Origin of the sequence: Pauljensenia hongkongensis (assembly GCF_001746855.1) — a bacterium.
GTDB classification, from domain to species: domain Bacteria; phylum Actinomycetota; class Actinomycetes; order Actinomycetales; family Actinomycetaceae; genus Pauljensenia; species Pauljensenia hongkongensis.
On the sequence record NZ_CP017298.1, the window covers coordinates 419,485 to 430,758 of the forward strand.

At 72.5% G+C, this 11,274-nt stretch carries 10 protein-coding genes; 2 read left to right on the forward strand and 8 right to left on the reverse strand.

Annotated elements, in window-relative coordinates:
• A partial coding sequence (locus BH719_RS01735; protein ID WP_009400220.1) for an amino acid ABC transporter ATP-binding/permease protein occupies positions 1–1,003 on the forward strand: 1,003 nt, incomplete at its 5' end.
• A complete protein-coding gene (locus BH719_RS01740) occupies positions 1,000–2,652 on the forward strand; it encodes a sensor histidine kinase (RefSeq protein WP_009400221.1) in 1,653 nt (550 codons plus the stop codon). The genes BH719_RS01735 and BH719_RS01740, both read left to right, overlap by 4 nt.
• 112 nt (positions 2,653–2,764) lie before the next feature.
• On the opposite strand, the gene BH719_RS01745 is transcribed toward BH719_RS01740, so the two are convergent.
• The 8 genes from BH719_RS01745 to BH719_RS09960 form a co-directional block, all read right to left on the reverse strand.
• Complete coding sequence (locus BH719_RS01745) at positions 2,765–6,346, reverse strand: alpha-L-fucosidase (protein ID WP_009400223.1); 3,582 nt, start codon at positions 6,344–6,346, stop codon at positions 2,765–2,767.
• 560 nt (positions 6,347–6,906) lie between these two features.
• Entirely contained in the window at positions 6,907–7,521 is a 615-nt protein-coding gene (locus tag BH719_RS01750) for a response regulator (protein WP_021615087.1), read from the reverse strand.
• Positions 7,522–7,597: 76 nt separating this feature from the next.
• Positions 7,598–8,317: a ribonuclease III gene (gene rnc, locus BH719_RS01755; protein ID WP_009400225.1), complete on the reverse strand. Its 720-nt coding sequence runs from the start codon at positions 8,315–8,317 to the stop codon at positions 7,598–7,600.
• Positions 8,317–8,877: a YceD family protein gene (locus BH719_RS01760; RefSeq protein ID WP_009400226.1), complete on the reverse strand. Its 561-nt coding sequence runs from the start codon at positions 8,875–8,877 to the stop codon at positions 8,317–8,319. The genes rnc and BH719_RS01760 overlap by 1 nt, the downstream gene beginning before the upstream one ends.
• Positions 8,870–9,580, reverse strand: a complete 711-nt coding sequence (locus BH719_RS01765) for a hypothetical protein (RefSeq protein WP_021615084.1) — start codon at positions 9,578–9,580, stop codon at positions 8,870–8,872. The genes BH719_RS01760 and BH719_RS01765 overlap by 8 nt, the downstream gene beginning before the upstream one ends.
• 18 nt (positions 9,581–9,598) lie before the next feature.
• Positions 9,599–10,078: a pantetheine-phosphate adenylyltransferase gene (gene coaD, locus BH719_RS01770; protein ID WP_009400231.1), complete on the reverse strand. Its 480-nt coding sequence runs from the start codon at positions 10,076–10,078 to the stop codon at positions 9,599–9,601.
• A complete protein-coding gene (locus BH719_RS01775) occupies positions 10,075–10,665 on the reverse strand; it encodes an RsmD family RNA methyltransferase (RefSeq protein ID WP_009400234.1) in 591 nt (196 codons plus the stop codon). The genes coaD and BH719_RS01775 overlap by 4 nt, the downstream gene beginning before the upstream one ends.
• A gap of 65 nt (positions 10,666–10,730) precedes the next feature.
• Positions 10,731–11,274: helicase-related protein (locus tag BH719_RS09960; RefSeq protein ID WP_009400236.1), on the reverse strand; the 544-nt coding region annotated here is incomplete at its 5' end.

Consider the following 11,274-nt stretch of genomic DNA (forward strand, 5'->3'; position numbering starts at 1 on the left):
CGCCGTTGACGTCCTCGCCATCGGCGCCGCGGTCGTCGGCGCGGCCCTCATCGGCACCGCCCAGACCGCGTCCGGCCACCTGCCCGCCGTCATGCTGGCGGTCCTGGTCCTCACACCCCTGTCCTCCTTCGAAGGGGTCGCCGAACTGGCGCCCGCCGCGGCCCAACTGGTGCGCAGCGCCGGAGCCGCCCAGAGGATCTGCGAGGTCCTGGGGCCCCGGGCCCCCGCCCCGACCACGCGGGTGCCCGGACCCGGCCCCGAGGGCCCCGTCCTGGAGGCGCGGGACCTCGCAGTCGGATGGCCCGGCGGCCCCGTCGTGGCCGAGGGCATCTCCCTCGCCCTGCGCCCCGGGAGGACCCTGGCGGTGGTCGGCCCCTCCGGCATCGGCAAGACCACGCTGCTCATGACCCTGGCGGGGATGCTCGAGCCCAAGGCCGGCACCGTGCGGATCAACGGCGCCGACGCCTGGTCCTCCCCCCGCTCCGACGTCACCCGCAACGTGTGCGCCACCGCCGAGGACGCCCACGTCTTCGCCACCACGGTCCTGGAGAACCTCAGGGCCGCGAACCCCGCCCTCGAACCCGAAGGGGCCCTCCGCCTGCTGCGGGCCGTCGGCCTGGGCGACTGGGTCGCAGCCCTGCCCGACGGCGTGGACACGCGCATCGGCTCCGGCGCCACCACGGTGTCGGGCGGGGAACGGCGGCGACTGCTCATGGCGCGCGCCCTCGCCTCGCCCGCCCCCCTCATGCTGGTCGACGAGGCCAGCGAGCACCTCGACCCCGCCACGGCGGACGCTCTCGTGGGCACCCTGTTCGACCAGGGCGCGGGGCGCGGGACGCTGCTGGTCACCCACCGCCTCGCCGGGGCCGCGCGCGCCGACTCGGTGCTGGTCCTGGGCCCCGGTCCCGGCCCCGCCGCGCGGGTCGTCGACAACGCGCCCTATTCTGAGATCATCGCGCGCCGCCCCGACTTGGCGTGGGCGGCCGGGCAGGAGGAAGCATGAGCCCCGACCGCACCGACATGCGGCTGCTGCGCGCCGCCCTGGACCTCACCAGGAGCCTCGACCTGCGCGACGCGCTGCAGAGCTTCGTCACCCAGGCCTGCATGCTCACGGCGTGCCCGCACGGGGCCCTCGCCGTCCTCGACACATGGGGGGCGACCACCCTCAAGCTCGAGCACCACGACCACGGCCCCTCCCCCTCCGTGCCCGAGGGCCTCGTGCGCGCCATCCCCCCGCACTCCCACCTGCTGGTCAACTCCCCCGAGGACTTCGACGACTTCCCCCTGCCCACGGACACCGCGCCCTTCCTGGGCGTGTCCGTGCTGGTGGACGAGCAGGTCTACGGGCGCCTCTACCTGACGGGCAAGCCCGGGGGGTTCGTCGCCTCCGACGCCGCCGTCCTCACTGCCCTGGCCCCCGCCGCGGGCATCGCCGTCGAGAACGCCCACCTCTACGCCGACGCCAGGCGCACCGAGAGGTGGATCAGCGCCTCCCAGTCCCTGACGACCACCATGCTGGAGGGGGCCGACGAGGAGGAGGCGCTCGAGCTCATCGCCCGCACCGTGCGCAACGTGTCGCGCGCCGACACCGCCATCATCATGCTCCCCTCCGTCGGGGACACCTGGGCGGCCGAGATCACCGACGGGAAGAACGCCGACAACCTGCTCGGGCTCGTGTTCCCGCCCAACGGCCGCGCCATGAGCGTCCTCAACGAGGGCACCGGGATGATCGTGGACTCCATGGCGCGCGCCCAGACGATGCGCCTGCCCCAGCTCGCGGCCTTCGGGCCCGCGCTCTACGCCCCCCTGCGCTCGCGGGGGGTCTCCTCGGGGGTCCTCATCCTGCTGCGCCAGATCGGCGCGCCCGAGTTCGACTCGTCCGAGCTCTCCCTCGCCGAGTCCCTGGCCTCGCAGGCCACGCTCGCCCTCGAACTCGCCTCCGCGCGCCACGCCGAGGACGTCGCCGCGCTCCTGGACGAGCGCGACCGCATCGGGCGGGACCTCCACGACTTCGCGATCCAGCAGCTCTTCGCCACCGGAATGCGCCTGGACGCCGCGAAGCAGGCGGTCGCCTCGGGCGCCGCGGACCCGGCGGCGATCACGAACGTCCTCGACCAGTCACTGGCCTCCATCGACGAGGCCGTGCGCCAGATCCGCGCGATCGTGCACAACCTGCGGGAAAGGGACCAGGCCGTCGGCCTCGTGGAGCGCATCCGGCGCGAGTCGTCGCTGACGCGCGCGGCCCTCGGTTTCGCCCCCTCCCTGCTCATCACCCTCGACTCCGTCGCGATCAACGAGGACGAGGACCAGGAGCTCGCCCTCATCGAGGACTTCGACGGGCGGGTGGACGCCCACCTCGGCGACGACGTCGTCGCCGTCGTGCGCGAGGGCCTGTCCAACATAGCCCGCCACGCGAAGGCCACGGCCGCTGCGGTCAGCGTCGACGTGTCCGGGCGCGCGTGCGGGGGCTCGGTCACCGTGTCCATCGCCGACGACGGCCAGGGCATCGACCCGGACCGCACCCGCAGCTCCGGTCTGGCGAACATGGGGGAAAGGGCGCGGCGCCACCGCGGCTCCTTCTCCACGGGAGCCGGTATCGGCGGGCGCGGCACGGCGATCACCTGGAGGGCGCCACTGGCCCAGCGCCAGTGAGGGCGCCGGCGCCCGCTACCCGCGCGGCTCCGCCCGCCGCGCCCTCCCCGTTCCGGCGCGCAAGGGTGCGGGGCGCCCCTGGGGGGCGCCCCGCACCGCTGACGAGTGGTCGCTAGCCGATCCACGCCCCGTTGGGGGCGAAGTTGTGCCAGCGGCCGCCGATCTGCAGCCATCCCGTGGCCATGGCGCCGGATCCGGTGAGGTAGTACCAGGTTCCGCCGTCATTGACCCAGCCCGTGACCATGGTGCCCGATGCCGTGAGGTAGTACCAGGTTCCGCCGTCGTCGAGCCAGCCCGTGGCCATCGCGCCGCCGGGGGTCAGGTAGTACCAGTTCCCGCCGTCGTTGAGCCACCCGGTCTTCATCGCGCCGGATGCCGTGAGGTAGTACCAGGCGCCACCGGAGGCGACCCAGCCCGTGGCCATCGCGCCGTCGTCGCCCATGTAGTACCACGAGCCCCGGTCATGCACCCATCCGCGCGCCTGGGCGCCGGAGGGGGCGTGGAAGTACCAGCTGCCGCCCTCGTTCACCCAGCCCGTGCGCATGTAGCCGTCGGGCCCGAACCGGTACACGCTGCCGTCGATGGTGAGTGCCGTGTCCTTCGGGTAGGACCCGTCGGGCATCGCCCACCACCAGCCGGTGCCGTCGCTCCTCCAGTGGCCCTTGCTCCAGTCCACTCCGGGATCCGGGGCCGGATCCGGAGTGGGATCCGGGGACGGCCCAGGATCCGGAGTGGGATCGGGGGCCGGTCCGGGGTCGGGGGTCGGATCCGGAGTGGGATCGGGGGCCGGCCCGGGGTCGGGGGTCGGATCCGGAGTGGGATCGGGGGCCGGATCGGCTGCCAGGACGAGCTGCACGATGCCCGAGCACGCGGACCCGGCCGTGTTCTCGGCGCACAGCCGGTACTGGCCGACCGACTCCTCGTCGGCGAGCACAGTCAGCTCGTCGCCGGTCTCGTCCTCGATATCGCCCCACTCCTCGCTGTCATTGGAGCGGAACTGCCACTTCAGACCCGGTTCCGGAGTGCCCGTGGTCTTCGCGGACAGCGACACGAGCGTGGACTTCGGCGCGGTGGCCGTCCTGAAGGCCCCGTCGCCCGATGATTGGACCGCGCCCTCGGGCGTCGAGGCCACGGTGATCGCATCGACCGTGGGGGCGACGGCCTTGACGGGCGACACCTCCACCTCCGCGAGCGCGAACTCCACGTTGGTCCCGGGCTGGGTCACGCGGATGTACTGCGCCTCGAAGCCCTCGAAGTCCACGGCGCTCGGGTAACCGCCCACCCCCTCGACGCGCACGACGCGGGCGTCGGGGTCGGAGGCGATCGAATCGGGGGTCGCCCCGGGCTCGAGCGGCTTCTTGGATGCGAACACCCAGAAGTCGTGGAGGCGCTTGTCACAGCTGTCCGCGCCGCACTTGTCGTCGGCGGAGCGGTTCCAGACCTTCACCTGGCCGATGGGCTGGGCGCTGCCGAGATCGACCTGCCACCAGGGGTTGTCCTCCTTGCCTGTGTGCGACAGCGAGCCGTTGTCCCACACGCCGTCGGTGTTGCCGTCCACGGCACGGGACGCCTCGCCGCCCCACCCCGTGGAGCTCTGGGTGGCGGGCTTGTTGAGGGCGAGGTTGTCGGGGCGCGCCGACACGGTCAGCACGGCCTCGTTCGAGGTGGCCGATCCGGTCGGGTTCGTCGCCACGGCGTAGTAGGCGGCGCCGTTGTCGTCCATCGTGGCAGTGAAGGAGTGGACGGATCCCGTGGCCCCGTCGACCGCGCTCGCCTCGGAGGCGCCCGGCGCGCGGCGGTACCACTGGTAGGTGGCTGCGGGGCGCGAGGCCGCGACCGCCGTCAGGGCGACGCGCTCGCCGTCGCGCGCTTCCACCGACTGCGGGTGCTTCGTGAAGACCGGCGCCGATCCCTCCAGGGGCTTCTCCGAGGCGGTGAGCGTCACGGACAGCGGGCCCCTCAAGGACATCGAGTCCCCGTAGTACGAGGGGCGGGCGAGCGCCAGCCTCACGGGCACGACCGCGCCCGCGGGCAGTTTCCACCCCTCCCCGACGGGCCCTGCGAGCAGTTGCGCACCGGTCGCCTCGATGGACTTGTCCCCGTAGGCGACTTTGTAGGTCGTCTCCGCGTCGAGCTCGCCCTGGAAGGAGAGGGTGACCTCCTCGTAGGACTTGCCCTCCTTCTCGCTGACGTAGGTGTCCACTGCCGCGGCGCCCCCCTGGGGGCCGCGGCGCAGGTAGAGGCCGGTCTTGTCCAGTGCGGACTCACCGCCGGCCGGGGACAGGGTGTGTTCGGGCGCGTACTGGGGCGCGCTGGCGAAGGAGACCTTGACGACGGGCTGGACCTCGTCGGGACTGGCGCCACTGAGCGTCACCTTCACGGTGGAGCCCTCCTGGGTGTAGGACAGCCCGGCGCCGGTGCCGTCGACGCCCACCGAGGCGACCGTCGAGCCGACGCCCGTCAGCGTCAGGGTCTTGCCGTCCTCCCACGAGGCGGGGAACATGAACAGGTCGTTGCCCTTCGTCGTGGTGCGCCCCCAGTCCGCGGTGGGGAGCCACGTGGGGCGCGCCCCGGTGATCGCGTCGGGGTGGCGGCCCATCCACTGGCCGACGCCGTCGAGGACCTTCTGGTCGAAGGGGTCGAAGGAGCCGTCGCCCTTGGGGCCGACGTTGAAGTCGAATTGGCCGTTGGAGGCCACGGAGTTCACGAGGTTGTCCACCGTCCGGTTGATGAGGACCGGCAGGTTCTCCTCGGAGCGGTTCGCGCGGAACGAGGGCGTGCAGTAGCTCCAGCACTGCGGGAAGATCGACAGGATCGACTCCCACGGCTCCATCTTGAAGGACGTGCCCACCTGGTTGTCGCCGCCGACCTCGAAATCGCCGGCGTTGTTCCACACGCGGGAGTTCACCATCGTGGCGGGCTGCAGCTCGTGGACCCAGGCCGCCATCTGCTGGGACTGCTCAGCGGTGGGGTCGCCCATGTCGAACCAGAGCTCGGCGATGGGGCCGTAGTCGGTGAGGAGCTCGGTGAGCTGGGGCTTGATGACGCTGGTCATCATGAAGTCGTCGATCTTGTTGCGGTTCGCGTAGGGCTCGGGCTCCTGGTGCGACCAGTCGATGATCGAGTAGTAGAAGGCCAGTTTGATGCCGATCTTCCCGCACTCCTCGGACAGCTCCTTCATCGGGTCGCGTCCGAAGGCCGTCGCCTTGACGACGTTGTAGTCCGTGGTCTTCGTGTCCCACATGGCGAAGCCGTCGTGGTGCTTCGTCGTGATCATCACGTACTTCATGCCCGTGTTCTTGGCGGTCTGGCACACGTTGGCGGCGTCCCACTTGTCGGCCGTCATCGTCGCGGCCTGCGCCTTGTAGTCGCTGTCGGGGATCTTCTCCCAGGCTTTGATCTGCTCGGGGTAGCCCATGCGCTGGGGCCGGCCCTGGTACATGCCCTCGTAGGTGGAGTAGACGCCCCAGTGCATGAACAGGCCGAATTGGAGACTCTGCCAGTCGGCGACCTTCTGGGTCGCGCTGAGCGGCACGGCGAGGGGGATCCCGGTCGCCGTCCCGGCCGCGGTGGCGGCGGACTGCGCACTGGGATCGGGGGTGGATGGGGGGTCTGCGAAAGCAGCGTGCCCGAGGCCTGTCAGCGACAGGGCGGCGGCCACAGACGCCCCCACAAGGGTGCGCGTGAGTTTCACGTTGTTCCTTTCATCATGTGACGGACGACCTCGTCCGTTCCTCAACAACGAGGACACACAGACGTTACACCATAATGGTTGCGCGCGTTAGCGATTCGGCAGACGATTTCTCGGCCGGGCGGCATCTCGGCGGGGCTCCGCACGGCGTGGCGGGAAAAAGCGCGGGAGAACGGCCCAGTCGGCTATTTGCGCGGCTTCCTGCACCGCGCTGCGGGATCCGCCCGCCGTTGCGCCGCTGCACCACTTGGCCCGCCGTTGCGCCACTTAGCGCGCCACTGCACCACTTGGGCCCGAGCGGGCCCCGGCTCCCCCGGCGTGTCGGCGGCCTAAGTGGTGCGGGCAATGCCCAAGTGGTGCGGGCAGTGTCCAAGTGGTGCGGGCGCAGGCTCAGGGCGTGTTGCGCGAGTCGTTCGAGCCGGTAGCCGGAGCTGCATCCGCAGTGGGCGATGCTGGGGCAGCGGCGGGCGATCGGGCCGGAGGCGGGCGTGCGCGCCTACGGGGCCTTCGGCCCGCCGACGGACCGGCTGGCAGGCTCCGACGGGGATCGTGGAGACGCGGCCCTAGTTCCTCCACGCGGCCGCGCGCTGCCCGGCCACCCACGCCGCCACCTGGGTGCGCCTCTGGAGCCCCATCTTCGACAGCAGGGAGGTGATGTGGTTCTTCACGGTCTTCTCGGCCACGCCCAGCTTCTCCCCGATCTCCCGGTTCGACAGGCCGTCGCCGATCAAATCGAGCACCTTGCGCTCCGACGGCGTCAGATCGGCGGTGGGATCCTCGTGGTCGGTGCGGCGGCGCGTGAGGGTGCGCTCGTCCAGCAGGACCCGCCCGTCCGCGACCGCCTTGATGACATCCGTGATCTCCGCTCCGCGCACGGTCTTGAGGACGTAGGCGCGCGCCCCCTTGTCCAGGGACTCGGCCAGCGCCTCGTCGTCGTCGAAGGAGGTCAGCACGATCGGGAGGACCTCGGGGTGCGTCCTGCCCAGGGAGTCCATGATGTCGATCCCCGTGCCGTCGGGAAGCTGCAGGTCCACCAGGATCACGTCGGGGCGCACCAGCTCGGCGCGGCGCAGCGCGTCCTGCACCGACCCGGCCTCGGCGACCACCTCCAGGCCGTCGGCGCGGTCGACGATCTCGGCGATGCCGCGGCGGACGATCTCATGGTCGTCGACGATCATCACACGGGTCCGGGTTGCGGATATGTCACTCACGGGCCAATCCTATCCGGTCGGCGCCCGTCGTTCCCGGCGGCGGTCACTGGGGGTCGAGCGCGCCCATCGCGTTTTGCGCCGCGGCGTTCTCCGCGTGCTTCTTCGACGTGGCGCGCCCGCTGCCCACCGGGCCGTCGATCCCGGCGATGAAGGCGCGCGCGGTGAAGACCCGCCGGTGGTCGGGCCCCTCCCCCTCGACCTCGTAGGACACCTCCCCCAGGCCGTGCTCCTGGGAGTACTCGACCAGCAGCGTCTTCCAGTCCTGGTGGTGCCCGCGCTCCTGGGCGTCCTCCAGCAGGAAGCTCAGGCGCTCCAGGACCACCCGGCGCGCGGCCTGGAGGCCGTGGGTGAGGTAGGTCGCGCCGATGAGGGCCTCGAAGGTGTCGGAGAGGATGGAGTCCTTGTCGCGGCCCCCGTGCAGGGACTCGCCCTTGCCCAGGTACACGTAGTCGCCCAGGCCGATCCTGCGGGCAGCGGCGGCCAGCGGCGCCTGCGAGACGGTGGCGGCGCGCATGCGCGACAGGTCGGACTCGGCCACGTCCGGGTAGTCGTGGAACAGCCTCTCGGCGATGACGACGGAGAGGACGGAATCGCCCAGGAACTCCAGGCGCTCGTTGTTGGCGATGCCCCCCGCCTCGTTCGCGTAGGAGCGGTGGACCAGGGCCAGGGACAGCAGGGCGCCGTCGATGGGGGCGCCCCACGCCTCCACGAGCGAGGAGGTGTCCGTGCGGGGCGGGACCGGGAGCCGTTTCGCGCGGGCCATCACCGCTGCCCGTCCTCGTCCCCGAGCAGCGCGGCCAGGGGCGCCAGGCGCGGATCGACCTGGAAGTGGGAGTGGTCCGGGGGCAGCTCGTCCCACTTGCGGCCGCACACGTCGCACAGGCCGGGGCAGTCGGGACGGCACAGGGGCCGCGCGTCGACCAGGGTGACGATGGCGTCGCGCAACTGGGGCTCGATGTCGATGGTGTCGCGCGGCCCGATCTCGTTGAGGGCGTCCGCGCCGGGCCCGCCGTCCGCCTCCGCCGCGGCAGCGCTCCCGGGCTCGACGTACACCTCGGCGCTGGACACGTCGTGGTGGACGCGCACCGGATCCAGGCACCGCACGCACTCGCCGACCAGGTCCACGGCTGTGGTCAGGCGCACCAGCACGCCGTCGTCGATGGATGTGAGCTCGACGCCGACGGGGATGGGCGTCCCCTCCTCGACGCCCATCGACGGGGTCCCCAGGTCGGCGGGCGCGGCCCATTCGACGCTGCGGTCGCGGACCGAGCCCGCCGCCCGGGGAAGGTCGGCCAGGGACAGGACCAGGGGGGAGTCAGTCATGGAGTTCCACATCCGTCACGTCCACGCCGCGCCGCTCGGCGATGGTGCGGCGGCCAGCGTCGGTGCGCCGCTGCAGGTCGGAGATCAGCCCGGCGAGCTCCCCCAGCGACTGGGCGACGTAGTCGTCGGCCCCCTCGCGCAGGTTCGCCTCCTCGCGGCGGGCGTCGGCGACGATCTCGCGCGCGCGGTCCTCCGCCATGCGTACGATGTTCTCCGTGGACACGAGGCGGTCGGCCTGGGCCTGGGCGTCGGCCAGGGCGGCCTCGGCGTCGGCGCGCGCCTGTGCGAGGGTCGCCTCGGCCTCGGCGTCGGCGCGGCTCGTGGTCCGCTCGGCCTCCTCGCGGGCGGCGCTGACGATCTGGTCGGCCTTCGTGTTGGCGGCCTCCAGGGTGGACGAGGCGCGCGTGTTGGCCTCGGCGATCGCCTGCTCGGCGGCCGAGTCGGCGCGCACCAGGACGGCGTCGGCGTCGGCGACCACGGCGTCGGCGGCGACCAGGTCCTCGGGCAGGGCCTCGCGCGCCTGGTCGAGCAGGTCGAGGATCTCCGCCTTGTTCACCATGATGGAGGCGGACAGGGGGATCGACCGCGCGGATTCGACGAGGTCCTCGATCTGGTCGAGGGCGGCGATGACGGTGGAGGGCCCGTAGACGCTCTGCCCGTCCCAGCCCTGCTCGTTGGCGTTCGCGTCGTGGTCCTGCGACATGTTTACCTCCGTGGTGCCTCAGCTTCCGCCTCTATTGTCTGTCATGAAACGGCTGATCGCGGGAGGAACATACCGGTGGGCGTCCTTTCCCAGGCGGAACAGCTCGCGCACGGCGCTCGACGAGACGTGCGACAGGGCGGGGCGCGTGGGGATCCACCACGTGTCGATCCCCCCGGCCTCCAGGTTGAACGCCGCCTGCACGGCCTCGTGGGCGGCGTCGTCGGCCCCGCGGACGCCTTTGACGATCAGTGCGGCGCCCAGGCCGCGCGCGGCGTCCATCGTGGCGCCCTGCAGGGCGGCGACGCGGACGTTGCCCAGGTGCGCCAGGGCGGCCGAGGCCATCGCCACCCTCTGTTCGACGGTGAACATGGGGTTCTTCGCGGGGTTCGCGCCCACGCCGACCACGAGCTCGCCCACTTGGGCGGCCGCGCGCTCGGCGATGTCGAGGTGGCCGATGGTGAAGGGGTCGAAGGAGCCGGGGAAGAGCGCGCGGATCATCGGCTCCCCCCTTCGTCGGGGCCGCCGGGGGCGGGCGGGGCGGCGAAGTGGGCGGCCGTCTCCCCCCACGCGCGGGTGTCCTCGAGCACCAGGAAGGACGGGAGGGCGGGCGCGGGGGCCCGCTTGGGGCGCTCGACGACGACGACGCAGTCCGGGGCGATCCACGGCCCCAGGAGCGCGAGGACCGCGGCCACCTCGGACTCGGGGGCGCTGTAGGGCGGGTCGATGAGGACGAGGCCCGCCTCCCCGCCCAGCTCGGGGCCACTCCTCGCGCCCAGGTAGGCGCGGGCGTCGGCGGTGTGGACCCTGGCGGGCAGGGAGCAGGCGGAGGCGTTGCGCGCGGCCAGGCGGGCCGCTGCGGCGGACTTCTCGACCAGGTCGGCGCTGGCCGCGCCCCGCGACAGCGCCTCAAGGGCGAGGGCGCCGGTGCCGGCGTAGAGGTCGAGCACGTGGGCGCCCTCGAGGGCGCCCCAGTGGTCGAGCCGCGAGAAGAGGGCCTCGCGCACCCGCTCCGAGGTTGGCCGCGTCCCTTTGGCGGGCACTGCGAGGACGCGCCCCTTGGCGCTGCCCGCGACGATCCGAGTCATGCCCCAAGCCTAACCGCTGCGGCCGCGGGGCCGGTGGCGCGCCCCCTGGGCGCCCCGCCGCCCGCTCAGGAGCGGTGGATCCAGGTGAGGTCCCGGGGGGCCTGCTCGCGCAGAGCGGCCAGGACCTGGGGATGGGCCGCCAGGGAGGGGTCCTGGTCGATGAGGCGCTCGGCGGCGGCGCGGGCATCGCGGATGATCGCGCCGTCGCGCCTGACGGAGAGGTGCTCGAGGTGGGTGGCGGTGCCGGACTGGCCCGCGCCGAGCACGTCGCCCTCCTTGCGCAGGCGCAGGTCCGCCTCGGCCAGCTCGAAGCCGTCGGTCGTCGAGGCGAAGGCCCGCAGGCGCCGCTCCCCCGCTTCGGTGGGGCCGTGGCGGTGCACGGCCACGCACAGCGACTCGCGGGAGGACCGGCCCACTCGGCCGCGCAACTGGTGGAGCGTGGAGAGCCCGAACTGCTGGGCGTCGATGATGACCATGAGCGTCGCCTCGGGCACGTCCACGCCGACTTCCACGACCGTGGTGGCGACCAGGACGGGTGTGACGCCGGAGGCGAAGTCCGCCATGACCGCGGCCTTCCGCGCCCCGGGGGTGCGGCCCGTGAGCTCGCCC

Excerpts from the sequence above, each read along its gene's own strand:
- BH719_RS01740 (WP_009400221.1), top strand. The coding sequence starts at position 1,000 with ATGAGCCCCGACCGCACCGACATGCGGCTGCTGCGCGCCGCCCTGGAC.
- BH719_RS01750 (WP_021615087.1), bottom strand. The coding sequence starts at position 7,521 with ATGATCGTCGACGACCATGAGATCGTCCGCCGCGGCATCGCCGAGATC.
- rnc (WP_009400225.1), bottom strand. The coding sequence starts at position 8,317 with ATGGCCCGCGCGAAACGGCTCCCGGTCCCGCCCCGCACGGACACCTCC.
- BH719_RS01760 (WP_009400226.1), bottom strand. The coding sequence starts at position 8,877 with ATGACTGACTCCCCCCTGGTCCTGTCCCTGGCCGACCTTCCCCGGGCG.
- BH719_RS01765 (WP_021615084.1), bottom strand. The coding sequence starts at position 9,580 with ATGTCGCAGGACCACGACGCGAACGCCAACGAGCAGGGCTGGGACGGG.
- coaD (WP_009400231.1), bottom strand. The coding sequence starts at position 10,078 with ATGATCCGCGCGCTCTTCCCCGGCTCCTTCGACCCCTTCACCATCGGC.
- BH719_RS01775 (WP_009400234.1), bottom strand. The coding sequence starts at position 10,665 with ATGACTCGGATCGTCGCGGGCAGCGCCAAGGGGCGCGTCCTCGCAGTG.